An 18,372-nucleotide genomic window follows, 5' to 3' on the forward strand; every position below is an offset into this window, starting at 1 on the left:
CGATCATGTCCTCACTGGCCAGCAGCTCACGGGCACGCGTCGAGATCCGCGGATCGTCATAGGAACCAGCAGCAAACGCAGAACCGGCAGGAGGGTCTTCAGGAGCCTGTGCTTGTGTCGCATTGTTCTCTGGTTGCTTGGGTTCCGGGGCGGTGAGGAACGTCTCCAGCTCCCCCTCCCCACCCTTCCGATTCAGCACACGATTCAGCAGGAACGCCGCGAGCTGGGCGGTCTCCACAGCCCGCAACCGTCCCACGACCTCGGCGGTTCCCGACCACTCACCCAGCAGACCAACAGACGAGACCGCAGCCTCGGGGTCCTCAACGACCGCGGCGACGGTCTCCGCCGCTGGCTGGGAGCCGAACGACCATGAGAACGGGCCCGTGACCCCGAACTCGCCCGAAGCCACCCGCCCGATCGCGGCGCGCACATCAGCCACTGTCAGCAGCTGGGCGGGACCGCCCTCGGGCTCGTCACGGAGCCGACCACGAGCAAGATCCTCCGTCATCGCCCCTCGCCTCCCCCTCGAAGCCTCAACCACCCTGCAGAACACGCGTGGCAGACACAGCCACCGTGCGATCCTTCATCCCACCCATCACGATGGGTGACAGACCATCTTCATTGATGTTCTACACACTATTCGAAGGCACGGACATAACTCTGCGCCCCGGCGTTCAGCCGTCAACAGTGCAGGTGAGACGACTGCGCGACCTCAGGTGAAAGACGGTCGTTCGGCCCCAGGGGACGACGGGATCGCTCCGGAGCACGTGTCCGGCGCGTATGGGCGACCAACGCGGCCGGCCCCGACTCCTAGAGCGACGGACGTCCCGACATGCCGCCGCTCGCAGCCCGCGTCCTCTCCGCACCGATGTCATCTCGGCGGAACCAGACGACGACCAGAGACGAGGCGGCCAGCAGGACCAGGCCGAGCAGGCCCGCACCCATCCACAGAGCCGCACCCGTCATCAACGGCGGCGAGTCGAGGACGACGACCGCAAGGTACCCGCCCAGCACGATCATGCCGAGGTACGGCAGGAGGCACACGAGCGCGGCCTTCCAGCCGCATGTGATCATCGGCAGCACGATCGCGGTGAACATCGCGTTCAGGAACAGGACGACGCCTGCTGCGATGAGGAATGCCACCGGATCCGACCAGACCTCGGCGAGCACTGTGAAGGACTTCAGATCGGGTCCGATCAGCAGCGGCCACACGAGCATCGCGACGAGCTGGACGAGTGTCACGAGAACCACAGCGATCAGCAGGAAGGGCACCAGTCCCGATCGGCGGAATCCGAGGTCGGGCCGTGGTCGCTTCATCTGGAGGAAGACCCACATCAGTGCGATGACCATGACGACGACCTGGGCCCAGCTGTGCGCGTCTTCGACCGGCTCCAAGTTGTTGTAGTGGAGCACCCGCCACCGCACGAGGAGGATCGTCGAACCGAAGAACACCTGCGCGAACACGGCGAGCCCCACGGACCTGAGCAGGTCCCGGCCGAATGAGGGAACCTCCGCCTCCTTCTGCGCCCGCGCGGCTGCGCGCTGCTGCCGTGCCGCCTCTTCGCGGCGCTGCTCGTCTGAGGGCTGCGGCTCGCTCGGGGGCGGGACGCGCTGAAGTCCCCCGGAGAGCGGCTGCTCAGCAGGCGGCGACCCAGGACGCGGGGGCACTGCACCCGGCCTCCCAGGAGACGGCGGCACAGCACCTGACCTCCCAGCGCCGTACGGCACAGCACCCGGCCTTCCTGACGGCGGACCCACAGGACGTGGCGGCACGACAGGCCGCGACCCAGCAGACCGCATCCCAGCAGGTGGCCTCCCAACAGGTCGCTGCGGTGCCGACCACCCATCTGCCCGTCCCTGCCACCCATGCGGCGGCTGGCCGCGATCGGACGCATCGCGCTGCTCGGGAGTCCACTCGTTCATGACTCCATGGTGCCGCATGCCGGGCGCACCACCTCGACTCCCGATGTTGCGATCCCGTCACCGCTCGCAGCATCCCGAACCTGCGGGGCCGGACCTCACCGTCCGGTCGGCGACGCCTCCGCCTGCTTGCTCGGCAGCGTCTCCCTGCCCTGCAGCCAGATCACCAGCGCGACGATGACGATGAGGCCCGTCACGAGGAACGCCCAGTCGTAGCCGAACGCGTCGACGAGCATGCCGGAGACCACCGGGCCCGCGATCGCACCCACGTCGATCGACATCTGGAACCGCGACAGCACGGTTCCCCCGCGCCGATCGTTGCCGATCACGTCACCCACCGTTGCCTGCACCGACGGGTTCACGAGCCCAGCGCCCAGACCCGCGATCAGGGTCAGCGCGAAGAACACCCACACGATGCTGGAGAAGCCCACCGCGATCGTCGCCGTGCCCAGCAGAGCGAGGCCGACGAGGATGAACGGCTTCCGCCCCCACGTGTCGGTCAGGCGGCCGGCGACTGCGACGGACACGGCCATCCCTGCGGCGAACACGGTCAGTGCGATGCCTGCGACGCGCTCATCCGCACCCAGCACTGCGACGACGAAGAGCGGGTACAGCGCGATCCGCGCGCCCATCGCCGCCCAGCCCACCGCCACTCCGGAGCCCAGCGATGCACGGTACGCGGAGTCCCCCCACGCGTCGCGGAATCGCATCCGCGGCATGCCATCGCCTGACGTCGTCGTGCCCGCCTCAGGCGCGGGGTCGCCCTCGTCTCCCGCGGCCGAGGTGCCGGTCACCACGGCATTCCTGTCCGCCTCGGGCGCGGGATCACCGACGTCTCCCGCCGCCGAGGTGCCGGTCACCGCGGTCGGCTCTTTCGCCTCGGCGGCGGGGTCGTCATCCGCCGATTCCGCGACCGGGCGGTCCAGCTGCGGCTTCCGCTCCAGCCGGAACCACACGACGGCGGCGGCCAGCAGCAGGCCCGTCGCATAGATGACGAAGGGGATGCGCATCCCCAGGCCCGCGAGCATGCCGCCGACGACGGGACCCAGGATGTTGCCGAAGAGGAAGCTGGAGGCATACGCCCCGGTGGCCTTCCCGCGCGCCTTCGGCGGTGCCATGCGGATGATCAGCGCCATCGCGGACACGGTGAACATCGTCGAACCGATGCCGCCCAGACCGCGGAACAGCAGCAGCTGCCAATACGTCGTCGCCGCAGCCACCGCATACGTGGACGCCGCGACGATGAGGAGGCCGACGACGTAGACGCGCCGCTCCCCAAGCCTGTCCACGAGCCTGCCACCCATCGGAGCGAAGACCAGCCGGAAGAAGGCGAACGAGCTCACGACGATGCTGGCGGCGGTGACACCCAGGTCGAAGCTCGCCGCGAACTGCGGCAGGATCGGCGCGATGATGCCGAAGCCGATCGCCACGATGAACGCGGCGGACACGAGCACCCAGATGTCGGCCGGCAGCGGAGGGGCAGCAGTCTCCGAACGATTCCTCATCGGGGCATCGGGCTGTCTGTCATCCGCGAACGGTCTGTCATCTGCGACCCGTCCGCCGTCTGCGACCGGGCAGCCATCCGTGACGTCGTGCCGTCTGCGGGCGGCAGCGAACCGAGGAACGCCGTCGGATCCGGGACCGGACGCGAGGACGTCGCCGACCTGCGCGCGAACGACGGGTCGACGTCGCCCACGTACAGCCAGCCCATGAGCAACTCATCGTCCGCGAGACCGTGGAGATCGCGGACCGGCTGCGCGTTCGTGTGCACGCCCGACCGCCACATGACGCCCCAGCCTGCTTCGGACAGCGCCAGCGACAGGAGGTGGCCCGCTCCAGCGGCCGTGGCCGCCTGCTCCCAGTGCGGCACCTTCGGGTGGTCGACCTGCGAGGCGATGATCGCGACCAGGAGTGCCGCGCGCAGCGGCTTGAGGTTGGACTCCCCGGGCGCGCGCTGGGTGCCGGCGGCCGCGTCGAGCGCCGTGCCCAGCCGCACGCGGTCATCGCCGCGCAGGGTGAGGAGGCGCCAGGGACGCAGCGCGTCGTGGTCGGCGACGGTCACGACGGAGCGCAGGAGTGTCAGGAGCTCACGATCGTCAGGCGCCTTCGAACCGACCTTCGCGACGGACCGGCGGCGCGCCATCGCGGCCAGCACGGGGGTCCGGTAGGTCGAAGCACCCGGCGAATTGACGACGGTGCGGCGGACAGACGGAGCCGAGCCCCCGGCCGAGTACGGCTTCCCGGCCGCACCCGAATCCCCCAGCAGTTCGGTCACGCGACCCACTCGTGGAAGTGGGCGCGTGCGGTGGCGAGCTTCGGCTCGACGATGAAGCGGCAGTACCCGTTGGTGGGGTACTTCGTGTAGAAGTCCTGGTGGACGGTCTCCGCCTCCCAGAACGTGCCCAGCGGTTCGAGCGTCGTGACCACGGGCCGCTCGATCTGCGCCTGGACCTGCTCGATGATCTGCGCGAACCGGTTCTTCTCGTCCTCATCGCGGTAGAACATCGCGGACCGGTACTGCGTGCCCATGTCGTTGCCCTGCCGGTTGAGGCTCGTGGGGTCATGCCCGGTGAAGAACAGTCCGAGGATGATGTGCTCGGGAACGATCTCCGGGTTGAACGTCACCTGGAGCGCTTCCGCGTGGCCGGTCGTCTCGGAGCACACCTGCTCATAGGTGGGGTGGTCGACGTGACCACCGGTGTAACCGCTCACGACCGAGGAGACTCCGTGCGTGCGCTGGTAGACGGCGTCGAGGCACCAGAAGCATCCGGCGCCCAGGGTAAGAGTCTGCATATGAGTGCAGACAGGATCGGGGCGCGTTTTATTCCAGCGGTGCTGCTCCGAGCAGTGCAGCTCCAGCCCCACACGTCGAGCGACCTCACCCCGCGGCTTGCTACAGTGCGCCCATGAAGCTTTGAGTGTCCCCCGACCCGCGTCCGCGGCCAGCTGCCCGGCGGGTTCCGCTTCATTCATGGGAACACTCGTGCCACATTCATCCTCCCCTTCATCCCCCACGTCATCCTCGACCCCGGATTCGCATCTGCGGATCGACGGCGTCTCACTCTCCTTCGCCGACCGTCGCGTGCTCACCGACGTGTCCTTCGTCGTACCCGCGGGCGAGCGGGTGGGCCTCATCGGAGAGAACGGCTCCGGGAAGTCCACCCTGCTGCGCGTGATCGCAGGACTCCTGACACCGACCGCCGGCACCGTCACCGCCCGCTCTCCCGGCACCGACCAGCCCGTGATCGGACTCCTCCATCAGGAAGCACCCTTCACCGCAGAGTCCTCCATCGCTGAATCGCTGGAGACCGCGGTCGCTCCCGCACGGCGCGCCGCACAGGCCGTGAGCGACCTCGGCAGCACTCTGGCGCAGCACCCCGAGGACCAGACGACGCTGGATGCCTTCTCCCGAGCCCTGGAGACGGCCGAGCGCCTGGGAGCGTGGGAGGCCGATGCGCGCGTCTCCACGATGATGTCCGGGCTGGGGCTGGGGGATGTCGACCGCACGCGTCCCACTGGTTCGCTCTCCGGTGGACAGAGGGCACGGCTGGCCCTGGCCTGGCTGCTCCTCAGCTCGCCGGACGTACTGCTGCTCGACGAGCCGACGAACCACCTGGACGATGCGGCGACCGCCTACCTCGTCAGCGTGCTCACCGCATGGCGCGGTCCTCTGCTCATGGCCAGCCACGACCGGGCGTTCCTCGATGAGACGGCGACCTCCCTGCTCGACCTCGACCCATCGCCGATCCCGCACGCGGTCGCCGGACCACTCGTCCAGGACGGCACAGGCACCGGGATCGGAGTCACCCGCTTCACCGGCGCCTACAGCGACTACCTCACCGTGCGCAGGGAGGCCGAGCAGCGATGGGAGCGGCAGTACAGGGACGAACAGGCAGCACTCTCGCGGCTGCGCGCCTCCGTCACGGATCAGCAGACGGTGGGGCACGCGGACTGGAAGCCGCGCACGGAGGTCCGCGGGGCACAGAAGTTCTATGCCGACCGGAACGCGAAGGTCGTCTCTCGTCGGGTCAATGACGCCCGAGCGCGCCTCGAGACTCGCGAGGCCGAACAGATCCGCAGACCCCCGGCGCACCTGGAGTTCCGCGGCCTCACGGCCGCCGGCGACCTGCGGGTGAAGGGCCCCGTGGAACCGGTGCTCACCGCCACGGACGTCGCCGTCCGGGACCGGCTGGCTGCCCTCTCGCTGAGCATCAGCCGCGGTGAGAAGTGGCTCATCACCGGACCGAACGGCTCCGGGAAGTCCACCCTCCTGCATGTCCTCGCAGGATGCCTGCCACCCACCACCGGCCAGGTCACACGGTCAGCGAACGACCACGTCAAGGTCCTCGCGCAGGAGACCGAGCTCCCCGATCCCCGTGGCCGCGGCACCGGACGCACAGTGAGTGAGGTCTACACGGATATGATCGGCGCCGAGCTCGCCGGACACGTCCCCCTCAGCACGTTCGGTCTGCTCGCCGGTCGCGACCACCATCGACCAGTCGCCGAGCTGAGCGTGGGGCAGCAACGTCGCCTCGCCCTGGCCGTGCTGCTGGCCGATCCGCCCGAGGTCCTGCTGCTGGACGAGCCGACGAACCACTTCTCGCTGAACCTCGTCACCGCGCTCGAAGACGCGCTGGTGGAGTACCCCGGCACAGTCGTGATCACCTCCCACGACCGCTGGCTCCGCCGAGGCTGGAAGGGACGGCGCATCGATCTGAGCCCCGCCGCAGACAGTGTGTAGGTGCGCTGTATAGGCGCGCCCGTCCAGGCGCGCTCAGAACACGCTCGTCGCCGGCACCTCGAACCCCAGTGCCGCTGCGGCCTCGCGGGTATCCGCCCGGCCCCACCAGCGCGCGACCGCGTCGTTGGTCGCCAGCGACCGCATCTGCGCCGTATCCAGGTAGAGCACGCCGTCGAGGTGGTCGGATTCGTGGGCGACGATCCGCGCCGGCCAGCCGGTCAGCTCCTCATCGATCGCAGCACCGCCGAGGTCCTGGCCGGTCAGTCCGATCGTCAGCGGCCGGTCGACGACCGCCTGGTACCCGGGTATCGACAGGCATCCCTCGAAGAACGAGGCCGTTCGGTCCGTCGTCGCCGAATACTCAGCGTTCAGCACGACCCGCGGCCCGAACGGCACACGGCGCCGGAGCGCCAGCCGGGCTGCGACTGATTCGTCGGGCTGGGTGGGGACCGGGTCCTCGGCGACGAACATCCGCAGGGGCACTCCCACCTGCGGAGCGGCCAGGCCGACGCCGGGGGCCGCGCGCATCGTGCGCTGCATCGCGTCGGCGAACGCGTTCAGCTCCGCGTCATCAAGCTGCCCGTCGACCGGAGCGCACGGCATGCGCAGGACGGGGTCGCCCGCCTCGACGATCGGCAGGAGGCCCTCCGCTGCATCCGCCGCCTCGAGCAGCCTGCGCACGTGGTCGCGGATCGCCGCATCACGGGTGTCGGTCGTGCTCATCGGTTCCGTCGATTCCGTCATGCACCTATTCTGTCCGCCCCTGCCGCCCTGTCCACCTGCGCGGCGCTGTCCACCTGTGCAGCGCTGTCCACCCCTGCCGCTCTGACCAGCCCTGTCGTGCCGTCCATCTGTGTCGTCCTGTGTCGATTCGTGTCCGCACGCCCGCGCGCGAGTCGCGCGGCTCCGTACCGTGCCCGCATGAGCGCACTCACGCAGACGACGACCACCCCGCTACGACCGCTGCGACCCCGCATCGGGGTCATCGTGGGTTCGACCCGGCCGGTGCGCATCGGCCGGCAGATTGCGGACGTGGTTGCTGACGTGGTCGCCGATTCGGTCGCTGACGTGGTCGCTGATGTGACTGCCGAGTCGGTCGCAGACGTGGTCACCCACCACGCTCGTGAGGACGACCGCTCCCACGCCGTGCTCCTCGACCTGCGCGAGATCGCCCTGCCGTTCCTCGACGAGCCCACTCCCCCGTCCTCCGGCGAGCGCACCCTGACCCATTCCCGCGCGTGGTCCGAGACCGTCTCCGGACTGGACGGGTGCATCTTCGTCACGTCCGAGTACAACGGGGGCTACCCCGCCCCGCTGAAGAACGCGATCGACTTCCTCAAGGAGGAGTGGGCCGGCCTGCCGAGCGCCATCGTGAGCTACGGCGGCGCCGGCGGGAAGAGCGCCGCGGCACAGCTGCGGACGGTCCTCACCCAGCTGCGGGTGGACCTCGCCGAGGTCGACCCTGCGATCCGCGTGCGCAGTCGCCACTACGGCGAGGACCGCACACTGCTGAACGCCGCCGAGGTCGTCGCCGGGTCCGCCGACAGCCTCCGAGCCGCTCTGGGCTGGGTCGCCGAGCGCGCAGGTGCGCGGGCGCAGCGACCAGCCGCCTGAGCCGGCTCAGGCGACTCAGGCCTCCCGCACCGCCGCGGCGCGCGCCTGGATCGACCGGGCGTGCGCCAGCAGGGGCGCGTCGATCATCGAGCCCTCGTAGGTGAACGCGCCCTTCTGCCCCTTCGCCGCCTCGAGCACGTTCGCAGCCCACGTGGTCTGCGTGTCCGTGGGCGCGAACGACTTCCGTACGACGGGCACATGCTTGGGATGGATCGACACCTTCGCGTCGAACCCGCTCTCCACTGCGTCGAGCGCCTCGTCCGCGAGCCCGTCGATGTCATCGATCGCCGTCCAGATCGAGTCGAGCGCCCACTTGCCGTGCGCCTTCGCCGCCAGCAGCGTCTGCGACCGCACGTGCATGGCGACGGCGCGGTAGGAGCCGCCCGCTCCGCGCGACGATCCGCCGCCCAGTGCGGCGATGAGGTCCTCCGATCCCCACATGAGCCCGTGGACGTTCTGCGCGGCTGCGATCTCTGCCGCGTTCACCGCACCGGCGGGGGTCTCGATGAGCGCGATGACGCCCGTGCCCGGCAGCGCCACGGCGAGCCGTGCGGCGTCCTCCGCGGACTCCGCCTTCGGCAGCATGACCATCTCGAACGGAAGCTCCTTCAGCAGTTCAATATCAGCAGAGAAGTGTTCCGTATCCGCTGCATTCACCCTGATCACGGTACGTTTCGGAGACAATTCCGGTACGTCGCGAACAGCGTCGCGCAGCGCCTGCCGGGCGGTGTCCTTGTCACCGGCGGAGACCGCGTCCTCAAGATCGACGATGACGACGTCGGATCGCTGTGCGGCCTTCGCGAAGCGATCCGGCCTGTCACCGGGGACGAACAGCCATGCGGGGCGGATGTCGAAGCTCATATTCACCTTCAGATCGGGGACGTCCTCGTCGTCGACATCGTAGCGCTGACACCCTCGCGCTCCACTCCCCAGGGGTGCGCATGCGCCGCGCCGCCGTTCCTCTTCCGTCGCGACTGCGCCCTAGAGTGTGATCCAGCACGCAGCCTCCGGCGGCTGCGGTCGCCCCGAAGGAGGAGCCGCATGCGAATCGCATTGTTCGCCACCTGCATCGTCGATGCGATGTATCCGGAGGTGGCCCGTGACACCGTCACCATCCTGGAACGGCTGGGCCACGAGGTGGTCTTCCCCGAGCGCCAGGCATGCTGCGGCCAGATGCATGTGAACTCCGGCGACTTCGCAGGGGCAGTGCCGGTCGTCGAGGGCCACGTCCGCGCGTTCGAGGACGGCCCCGACTGGGACGTCATCTGCGCGCCCTCGGGCTCCTGCGCCGCCTCCGCCGGCCACCAGCAGCCGATGATCGCCCGCCGCGCGGGCGACGACGACCTCGCGAACCGTGCAGAGGACCTCGCGGGACGCACCTACGAACTCAGCCAGCTCCTCACCGACGTACTCGGCATCACCGACGCGGGTGAGCAGCTGGGCTCGTACTTCCCCCACGCCGTCACCTACCACCCGTCGTGCCACGGCATGCGCATCCTCCGCCTGGGCGACCGGCAGCGCGATCTGCTGAGCACCGTCCAGGACATCGACCTGCGCGAACTGCCGCAGGCGGACCAGTGCTGCGGGTTCGGCGGCACGTTCTCCATGAAGAACGCGGAGGTGTCCACCGCGATGCTGGAGGACAAGGCGGAGAACGTCGTCTCGACCGGAGCGAGCCTGTGCACCGGCGGTGACGCGAGCTGCCTCATGCACATCGGCGGCGGGCTGTCCCGCACCGGTGCCCGCAGCCCGCGCGGCGAGGTCGGCACCGTCCATCTGGCGCGGATCCTCGCGTCGACCCGGGAGAAGCCGCTCCTGCCCCCACGATCCGAACCACTGCTGTCAGGAGGGAGCCTCCGATGACGACATTCCTCGGTATGCCCTCAGTCCTGCGCGCCGACGGCGCAGAGGTCGCCGACGGCCTGCCCGGCGCCCAGGGAAACGTGTTCGAGCGCGAACCGTTCCCCCAGTACGCCTCACGAGAGCTCGAGGACGAGCAGCTGCGCCGCAACCTGGGCCACGCGACCAAGACGATCCGCGAGAAGCGCCTGGGTGCGGTCGCGGAGCTGCCCGACTGGGAGGACCTCCGCGATTCCGGCGCCGCGATCAAGCAGCGCGTCATGGCGGAGCTGCCCGATCTGCTCGAGCAGTTCGCGGACGCCTTCGAAGCGCGCGGCGGCCACGTCCACTGGGCGCGCGATGCGGAGGAGGCCAATTCGATCGTCCGCGACCTCATCGAGGAGAACGCACCGATCCTGGGCAACGGCCGCCGCGAGGTCGTGAAGGTCAAGTCGATGGCAACGCAGGAGATCGGGCTCAACGAGTACCTGGAGCCGCACGGCATCGACGCCTTCGAGACGGACCTGGCCGAACTCATCGTCCAGCTGGGCGATGACCTGCCCAGCCACATCCTCGTGCCGGCGATCCACAAGAACCGCTCGGAGATCCGCGACATCTTCCTCGAGGGGATCCCCGGGGTGGACCCGGGCCTCACGGACGAACCGGCGAAGCTCGCCGAGGCCGCGCGGCAGCATCTGCGGCACAAGTTCCTCACGACGAAGGTCGCCGTGTCCGGCGCGAACTTCGGCATCGCGTCGACGGGCACCCTGGGCGTCGTCGAATCGGAGGGCAACGGCCGCATGTGCCTCACCCTCCCGGAGACCCTCATCACCGTCATGGGCGTGGAGAAGCTGCTGCCGCAGCCCGAGGACCTCGAGGTCTTCCTCCAGCTGCTGCCGCGGTCGTCCACCGCGGAGCGCATGAACCCGTACACGAGCTTCTGGACCGGAGCGACTGCGGGCGACGGACCGCAGAACGTCCACGTCGTCCTCATGGACAACGGCAGGTCGCGGGCGCTCGCGGACGAATGGGGCCGCTCAGCGCTCAACTGCATCCGCTGCTCCGCATGCATGAACGTCTGCCCGGTCTACGAGCGGACCGGTGGACACGCGTACGGATCGACCTATCCCGGACCCATCGGCGCGATCCTCTCGCCGCTGATGACGGGCGTGCAGGCGGAGGAGAACAACTCCCTGCCGTACGCCTCGAGCCTCTGCGGTGCGTGCTTCGACGCATGCCCGGTGAAGATCGACATCCCGTCGATCCTCGTCCACCTGCGCGGTGAGGACGTCTCGACCACGCAGGAGGGGGAATCGGCCACGGAGCGGGTCAGGGACGCGACCAGCTCGAGCGGACAGCTGTCGGCCGGACTCGCCGCGGCGTCGTGGGCGATGGCCGACGGGCGGCGGATCGCACTGGCCGAGCGCGCGCTGCCCATCGCCGCCGCACTCACCCGGCTCACCGGCGGCATCAGCCGGCTGCCGGGAGTCGTCGGGAAGTGGACGTCCAGCCGCGACATCCCCGCGCTGCCGGACCAGTCGTTCAGGAACTGGTGGCGGAAGACCCGCGGAACGGACGCGGACGCGATCGCCGCCCAGCAGGAAGCTGGTGCTGGTGCTGGTGCTGGTGCTGGTGCTGGTGCTGGTGCTGGTGCTGGTGCTGGAGACGATCACGGCTCGCAGAATGAGGGGGACGCACGATGACCGGCGCGCGTGAAGAGATCCTGACCCGTCTGCGCACCGCGCTGGGTCGCGAGGACGGCACGACGACGCGTACGGGTGTCGTCCCGTCGACGGGGAAGCCGGTCGATATCGACGCCGAGGTCCCCCGCGCCTACCTGCGCGAGGGCAGCCTCGCGCGGCCGGCCGTCATCGAACAGCTCGTCGATCGGCTCGTGGACTACAAGGCGTGGGTGACGCAGGTGCCTGCCGCAGACGTTCCGCGCGTCGTGGCCCAGAGGCTGGAGCAGGCTGATTCCGTCGTGATCCCGCCCGGCCTCGAAGCCGATGTGGTCTCGCAGCTGCCCGAGCCCGTGCGCATCACCGTCGACGCCGCCGAGGCGCAGGACGGTGCGGTCGCGAAGGCCGAGGTGGAGTCGGAGGCTGCAGACCGGTTCGCCAGTGCGGCCCACCGCATCCACACGATCGACGAGCTCGACGCGACGAGCGCCGTCATCACCGCGTCACGGGTGTCCGTCGCGCAGACGGGCACGATCATGCTGGACGGCGACACGGACTGCGGCCGCCGCATGATCACGCTGGTGCCGGACCATCACGTGTGCCTCGTGCCGGAATCGACGGTCGTGGAGATCGTGCCGGAGGCAGTCGCCCGGATCGACCTGACGCGCCCGGTCACGATGATCTCCGGGCCGTCGGCCACGAGCGACATCGAGCTCCAGCGCGTCGAGGGTGTCCACGGACCGCGGCAGCTGGACGTCATCATCATCACCGACCGCTGACCGTGGTGAGCTGACGATGGGCTGAGCTGACGCAGTGTTGAGGGGCCGTGCCGGACCATTCCGGCACGGCCCCTCAGCACTGCGTCGACTGTTCCTCCGCGCTCAGGCGTCCTGCGCGTGGTCCTGTGTGAAGACCATCGTCTTGCGCACAGCTCGCGCGACGACATCACCGTTCTGGTTGCGGCCGATGTGCTCGAGCGAGATGATCCCCTCCCCCGGGCGCGAACGCGACAGGCGCTTGTCGAGGATCTTCGTCTCCGCGTAGAGCGTGTCACCGTGGAACACAGGCTTGGGGAATGCGACCTCGCTGAAGCCCAGGTTCCCGACGATCGTGCCCTGCGTCAGCTGCGAGACGGACAGCCCCACCAGCGTGGCCAGGGTGAACATCGAGTTCACGAGCCTCTCGCCGAACGGCTCCGACTCCGCGAAGTGCGCGTCCAGGTGCAGCGCCTGCGTGTTCATCGTGACCGCGGTGAACCACGTGTTGTCCGCCTCAGTCATCGTGCGGCCGGGAGCATGGCGGTACGTCGCCCCCACCTCGAACTCCTCGAACCACAGCCCGCGCTGGGTGATGACGGGGCCCTCCTGGTCGGCGGCGTTCTGGCTCGCTGCATCCTGGCCCGCTGTGTTCTGGCCTGCTGTGTTCTGGCCTGCTGTGTTCTGCTCCGTCATGTGCGGGGCTCCTCTCTGAACCTGCTTCTTCTGAACCGAAATCTACTGGGTCGGATAATCCTGGATCGAACGATTCTGGATCTGACAGCTCTGCATCTGACAGTTCTGGGCTGGATCACTGCAGCGCGGAGGTGAGTCGCATCGCCGAATCCAGCCAGCGGCGGCCCCACGACCGCTCCTCCCATTCGTCCGCCGTGAGCTCCGAGCTCACGGAGCGGTACGCGTCCATGATCCCGTGGAGTCCCTCCGTGATGTCACCGCCGTACGCCAGCAGGCTCACCTCGTAGTTGAGGCCGAACGATCGCATGTCCATGTTCGACGAGCCCATCACCGAACACAGGTCGTCGACCGTGAAGCACTTCGTGTGGAGGACCTTCGGAGCGGGGTACCGGTAGATCCGCACCCCGGCTTCCAGCAGCGCTTCGTAGTAGGAGCTCTGCGCGTGGTCGACCATGAACTGGTCGGCCTGCTCGCTCACGTACAGCTCGATCTCCACCCCGCGGTGCGCCGCGGTGATGACGGCGGCGAGCATCGACTCGTCCGGGACGAAGTAGGGGCTCACGATCCGCAGCCGCTCCTGCGCGAGGTAGACGAGCGACACGAAGAGACGGAGGTTCGGCTGCGTGCGGAATCCGGGCCCGGACGGGATCACCTGAACCGCGTTCAGCTCCGAATCCGACGGCACGGACGTGACAGATGGACCGGACGTGACAGACGGGCCGGATGCACGGTCGGACGACTCCGAGGTGCTGGTCGCGGTCTCATCAGCCGTCACCAGCCTGCCGGACCTGTCCCGCTCCGCGCTCACCCCACGACCGGTCGTGAGTCGCTGTCCGATCGCGACCTCGCGCTCCTGCAGCCGCTCTGCGGCGTCGTAGGCGCGGATCGTGAGGTCCTCGCCGGTCTCCGTGAACCAGTCCGTCACGAACACCGCTTCGAGCGACGCGACGATCGGACCGGTGAGCTCGACCATGATGTCGTGCCAGTGCCTGCCGATCTGTGCGTTGCGAGCGCTGCCGTACGACGACTCGATCATGTTCATCGAGCCCATGAATGCCCGCGTTCCGTCCACGACCATGAGCTTGCGGTGATTGCGCAGGTCGACCCGCCGCACCCTGCCCTTGAGCGGTTGGAACGGCAGCATGAGCGACCAGTCGATCCCCGCTGCATCCAGCCGTCGCTTCAATGGGCGGAAGCCCGCGTACTTGCGCGATCCCAGGTGATCGAACATGACGCGGATCTTCACACCGCGCGCTGCGGCCCGTTCGAGTGCGGCAAGGAACGGCTCCGTCGTGGCATCCGCCGTCATGATGTACATGCAGACGTCGACGTAGTCGTCGGCCTCATCGACGGCGCCCGCCATGACGCGGATGTTCTCCTCGTAGTCCGTCCGCACTCCGTGGTCCGTGCCCGTCACCATCGGCAGATAGGTGAGGTTCCGGTTGAGGGTGACGAGCCCGCCGAACATCTCCGGCACGCCCAGCGCGGACGGCCAGTCCGGGATGTCGACCGTGCCCTGCTGAAGACGGGTGTTCGCCTCCTCCTGGATCTTCTCCCGCCTGCCCGTGATGTACGGGCTGCCCAGCATGAGGAACAGCGGGATCCCGACGACGGGCAGGAAGAGGATCAGCAGCAGCCATGCGCTCGACGACGACGGTCGCCGGTTCTCCGGGACGACGCCGACCGCGATGACCTTGATCGTGTAGTCGAGCACGATGAACGTCGTCGACACGATCTGAGCCCAGTCCCACTGCGCGAGGTCGAGTGCGTTGGAGTCCACGGTCACAGACTATGCAATCACTCGGCGCGGTGCGCCACGTGCCCGCGACCGTCCGGGAATCCCCGACCGATCGCGGGCATCCGCAGTGCCGCTGCGCTCAGAGTCCCAGGTCGCGGGCGATGAGCATGAGCTGGACCTCCGTGGTCCCCTCGCCGATCTCCAGGATCTTCGAGTCGCGGTAGTGGCGGGCCACCAGGTATTCGTTCATGAAGCCGTAGCCGCCGTGCACCTGCGTGGCGTCGCGCGCGTTGTCCATCGCCGCCTCGGACGCCACCATCTTCGCAATGGCCGCCTCCTTCTTGAACGGCAGGCCGGACTCCATCTTCGACGCCGCCGCATAGTAGGCGGCGCGCGCCGCCTGCACGCGCGCCTCCATGCGGGCGATCTTGAAGCTGATGCCCTGGTAGTCGCCGATCGGCTTCCCGAACGTCGTGCGCTCCTTGGCGTACTTCACACTGGCGTCCACGCAGCCCTGGGCCGCGCCCACGGACACCGCGGCGATCGCGATGCGGCCCTCATCGAGGATCCGCAGGAAGTTCGCGTACCCGCGGCCCCGCTCGCCCAGGAGGTTGGCCTCCGGCACACGCACGCCCTCGAACGTGAGCGGGTGGGTGTCCGACGAGTTCCAGCCCACCTTGTCGTAGGCGGGCTCCTCGGTGAAGCCCGGCGTCCCGTTCGGGATGATGATCGTGGAGATCTCCGGCTTCTGCGACCCGTCACGACCCGTCCGCGTGCCCGTCACAGCGGTGGCGGTGACGAACTTCGTGATGTCGGTGCCCGAATTCGTGATGAACGACTTCGACCCGTTCACCACCCATTCGCCGTCCTCCAGGACCGCCTTCGTCTTCGTGCCGCCCGCGTCGGATCCCGCCTCGGCCTCCGTGAGGCCGAACGCGGCGAGCCCGCGGCCGTCGATGACCTGCGGCAGCAGCTGAGCCTTCTGCTCCTCCGTGCCGAAGCGGAAGACCGGCATCGCGCCCAGCGACACCCCCGCCTCCAGCGTCATCGCGAGCGACTGGTTCTCCCGCGCGATCTCCTCCAGAGCCAGGCACAGGGCGAAGTAGTCGCCGCCCATGCCGCCGTACTCCTCGGGGAACGGCAGGCCGAACAGGCCCATGTCGCCCATCTGCTCGACGAGCGCGTAGGGGAACTCGTGCTTGGCATCGAGCTCCGCGCTCACCGGCGCGACCTCATCGTCCGTGAACTGCGCGACGGTCCGTCGCAGGGTCTCGTACTCGTCGGGCAGCATGCCCGGAACGAACGTCGTCATCGTGTCTCCTCCATGAGTCATTGCGGTCAAGTGCTCGCTCAGTCCTGGGTGCCCTGCGCTGCGTCGCCCTCGGCCTCCGGGACGATGACGGCCAGCACCTCGTCCAGCGCCACCTGCGCGCCGGCCACGGTGCTCAGCTGCACGACGCCGTCCGCGGGCGCGGTCAGCACGTGCTCCATCTTCATCGCCTCGACGACGACGACCGGCTGCCCCGTCACGACGGTCTCCCCGTCCTCGGCGCGGATGCCGGTGACGGAGCCCGGCATGGGGGCCAGGACCTCGGCCCCGGCGGCCGCCGCACCGATCGCGGTGTCCGCCTGCGGGCGGGTGAGCTGTGCCAGCCCCCCGTTCGTGCGCACCCACAAGGTGCGACCGTCCGCCGAGGCCCACACGCGTCCCGTGACCTGCTCGCCGTCCAGCGTGAGCCGGAGGGCGGCGCCCGCGCCCGAGGCCCCCACGCCAGAGCCGGTCGCGGCACCGCTGCGGACCGCGGCGGGGCCGAGCGTGCGCACCGTCGGATGGTCGAACTCCACGTCGTGGCGCTCTCCGCGGTGGACGAGCGGGACGATGGTCCGGGCCGCTGCGGCGCTGCGCCACCCGCTGCCATCGGCCCACATGCCGACCGGCTCGCCCGCGATGTGGGAGTCGGTCGCGCGCCGAGCCTCGGCGGTGGTGACGTGTGCGGCGGCGAGCTGCAGCGCAGCGGGGTCGACGGCCTCGGCGAGGTCGTCCTCCGTCATCGCGTCGATGAGGCCCGTGTGCAGATCGCCCGCGACGACCTCCGGCATCTCCATGAGCGTCTGGAGGAAGCCGATGTTCGTGACGATGCCCGGCACCGCGGAACCGGCCAGCGCGGTGCGCATGAGCGCGACGGCCTCCTGCCGGTCCCGGGCCGTGACGATGAGCTTCGCAATCATCGGGTCGTAGTCGCTCACGATCCGTTGTCCCGGCTCCAGTCCGGCGTCCACGCGGATGCCCTCCCCCGTGGGGAAGGAGACGTCCAGCGCGGTGCCGCCCGTCGGCAGGAAGCCGCGAGCCGGGTCCTCCGCGTAGATGCGGGCCTCGATCGAATGGCCGGTCAGCGTGATGTCGTCCTGTGCCAGGGCCAGCTGCTCACCGGCGCCGATCCGCAGCTGCCATTCGACGAGGTCCACGCCCGTGACCTGCTCCGTGACCGGGTGCTCGACCTGGAGGCGGGTGTTCATCTCCATGAAGAAGAACTCGTCCGGATCGTCCGCGGACACGATGAACTCGACCGTGCCGGCACCGCGGTAGTCGACGGACTTCGCGGTGTCGACGGCGGCCTGGCCGATGCGGGCGCGGGTGGTCTCATCGAGCAGAGCGCTGGGCGCCTCCTCGATGACCTTCTGGTGGCGGCGCTGCAGGGAGCACTCGCGCTCCCCCAGATGGATGACGTTCCCGTGCTCATCGGCGAGCACCTGCACCTCGATGTGGCGCGGGGTGAGCACCAGGCGCTCGAGGAAGAGGGTGTCGTCGCCGAAGCTGCTCGCTGCCTCGCGGCGGGCGGAGGCGAGCGCCTCAGCCAGGTCCGCGGGGTCATGGACCTCGCGCATCCCCTTGCCGCCGCCGCCGGCGGACGGCTTCACGAGGACGGGGAAGCCCACCTCGTCGGCGCGGGCGATGAGCTGCTCGTCCGTGAGTCCGGGCTCTGCGACGCCGGGCACCAGCGGCACGCCGCGTGCCGCGACGGCCTGCTTCGCGGAGATCTTGTCGCCCATGATGTCGATGGACGCGGCGGTGGGACCGAGGAAGACGATGCCCTCCTCCTCGAGCCGGCGCGCGAACGCGGCGTTCTCGGAGAGGAAGCCATAGCCCGGGTGGACGGCCTGAGCGCCCGTGGCCTTGACCGCCGCGACGACGCGCTCGATGTCGAGGTAGGACTGGGCGGCCAGGGCCGGACCCAGCCGGAAGACGAGGTCCGCGGCCTTCGTGTGTGCCGCCTCGGCGTCTGCATCGGAGTAGACGGCGACCGTCTCGATGCCCATCCGCCGGCAGGAGCGGATGACGCGCAGGGCGATCTCGCCGCGGTTGGCGATGAGGATCCTGGTGAACATGTG

Annotated in this window: 15 protein-coding genes and 1 pseudogene; 5 read left to right on the plus strand and 11 right to left on the minus strand. The window is 69.2% G+C overall.

Annotation, left to right across the window (positions count from 1 at the left end):
• The 5 genes and pseudogenes from FM105_RS06820 to msrA all read right to left on the minus strand — a co-directional run.
• Positions 1–508 (minus strand): annotated as a pseudogene (locus FM105_RS06820) (hypothetical protein); the annotation flags it as partial.
• A 302-nt stretch (positions 509–810) separates the two neighbouring features.
• Positions 811–1,668: a hypothetical protein gene (locus FM105_RS06825; protein ID WP_087006647.1), complete on the minus strand. Its 858-nt coding sequence runs from the start codon at positions 1,666–1,668 to the stop codon at positions 811–813.
• A gap of 350 nt (positions 1,669–2,018) precedes the next feature.
• Entirely contained in the window at positions 2,019–3,425 is a 1,407-nt protein-coding gene (locus FM105_RS06830) for an MFS transporter (protein ID WP_087006649.1), read from the minus strand.
• On the minus strand, positions 3,422–4,195 hold the full coding sequence (locus FM105_RS06835) for a nitroreductase family protein (protein WP_256970269.1): 774 nt from the start codon (positions 4,193–4,195) through the stop codon (positions 3,422–3,424). The genes FM105_RS06830 and FM105_RS06835 overlap by 4 nt, the downstream gene beginning before the upstream one ends.
• The gene (gene msrA, locus FM105_RS06840; protein WP_087006651.1) at positions 4,192–4,713 is read right to left on the minus strand and encodes a peptide-methionine (S)-S-oxide reductase MsrA; all 522 of its coding nucleotides are present in this window, start codon (positions 4,711–4,713) and stop codon (positions 4,192–4,194) included. Before msrA ends, FM105_RS06835 begins: the two co-directional genes overlap by 4 nt.
• A 190-nt stretch (positions 4,714–4,903) precedes the next feature.
• Here msrA and FM105_RS06845 point away from each other — a divergent pair, with 190 nt between their 5' ends.
• On the plus strand, positions 4,904–6,661 hold the full coding sequence (locus FM105_RS06845) for an ABC-F family ATP-binding cassette domain-containing protein (protein WP_256970270.1): 1,758 nt from the start codon (positions 4,904–4,906) through the stop codon (positions 6,659–6,661).
• 33 nt (positions 6,662–6,694) lie between these two features.
• Here the strand turns inward: FM105_RS06845 and FM105_RS06850 are convergent, their stop codons facing one another.
• Complete coding sequence (locus tag FM105_RS06850; protein WP_087006655.1) at positions 6,695–7,405, minus strand: peptide deformylase; 711 nt, start codon at positions 7,403–7,405, stop codon at positions 6,695–6,697.
• Between the two features lie 177 nt (positions 7,406–7,582).
• Here FM105_RS06850 and FM105_RS06855 point away from each other — a divergent pair, with 177 nt between their 5' ends.
• Positions 7,583–8,275, plus strand: a complete 693-nt coding sequence (locus FM105_RS06855) for an NADPH-dependent FMN reductase (RefSeq protein WP_087006657.1) — start codon at positions 7,583–7,585, stop codon at positions 8,273–8,275.
• A gap of 15 nt (positions 8,276–8,290) precedes the next feature.
• On the opposite strand, the gene FM105_RS06860 is transcribed toward FM105_RS06855, so the two are convergent.
• Entirely contained in the window at positions 8,291–9,136 is an 846-nt protein-coding gene (locus FM105_RS06860; RefSeq protein ID WP_087006658.1) for an HpcH/HpaI aldolase/citrate lyase family protein, read from the minus strand.
• A 180-nt stretch (positions 9,137–9,316) separates the two neighbouring features.
• On the opposite strand from FM105_RS06860, the gene FM105_RS06865 reads away from it, so the two are divergent.
• The 3 genes from FM105_RS06865 to FM105_RS06875 are packed head-to-tail and all read left to right on the plus strand — an operon-like array spanning position 9,317 to position 12,572.
• Positions 9,317–10,138, plus strand: a complete 822-nt coding sequence (locus FM105_RS06865) for a (Fe-S)-binding protein (protein ID WP_087006660.1) — start codon at positions 9,317–9,319, stop codon at positions 10,136–10,138.
• On the plus strand, positions 10,135–11,817 hold the full coding sequence (locus tag FM105_RS06870) for a lactate utilization protein B (RefSeq protein WP_087006662.1): 1,683 nt from the start codon (positions 10,135–10,137) through the stop codon (positions 11,815–11,817). Before FM105_RS06865 ends, FM105_RS06870 begins: the two co-directional genes overlap by 4 nt.
• Positions 11,814–12,572, plus strand: a complete 759-nt coding sequence (locus FM105_RS06875) for a LutC/YkgG family protein (protein ID WP_087006664.1) — start codon at positions 11,814–11,816, stop codon at positions 12,570–12,572. The genes FM105_RS06870 and FM105_RS06875 overlap by 4 nt, the downstream gene beginning before the upstream one ends.
• 102 nt (positions 12,573–12,674) lie before the next feature.
• Here the strand turns inward: FM105_RS06875 and FM105_RS06880 are convergent, their stop codons facing one another.
• The 4 genes from FM105_RS06880 to FM105_RS06895 all read right to left on the minus strand — a co-directional run bounded on the left by FM105_RS06880 (position 12,675) and on the right by FM105_RS06895 (position 18,369).
• A complete protein-coding gene (locus tag FM105_RS06880) occupies positions 12,675–13,244 on the minus strand; it encodes a MaoC family dehydratase (protein ID WP_256970271.1) in 570 nt (189 codons plus the stop codon).
• A gap of 115 nt (positions 13,245–13,359) precedes the next feature.
• A complete protein-coding gene (locus FM105_RS06885; protein WP_087006800.1) occupies positions 13,360–15,024 on the minus strand; it encodes a phospholipase D-like domain-containing protein in 1,665 nt (554 codons plus the stop codon).
• A gap of 97 nt (positions 15,025–15,121) precedes the next feature.
• On the minus strand, positions 15,122–16,294 hold the full coding sequence (locus tag FM105_RS06890; RefSeq protein ID WP_087006666.1) for an acyl-CoA dehydrogenase family protein: 1,173 nt from the start codon (positions 16,292–16,294) through the stop codon (positions 15,122–15,124).
• Positions 16,295–16,332: 38 nt separating this feature from the next.
• The gene (locus tag FM105_RS06895) at positions 16,333–18,369 is read right to left on the minus strand and encodes an acetyl/propionyl/methylcrotonyl-CoA carboxylase subunit alpha (RefSeq protein WP_087006668.1); all 2,037 of its coding nucleotides are present in this window, start codon (positions 18,367–18,369) and stop codon (positions 16,333–16,335) included.
• Positions 18,370–18,372: the final 3 nt, after the last annotated feature.

The sequence above is a fragment of the Brevibacterium yomogidense genome (genome assembly GCF_900163715.1).
Classification (GTDB): Bacteria; Actinomycetota; Actinomycetes; order Actinomycetales; family Brevibacteriaceae; genus Brevibacterium; species Brevibacterium yomogidense_A.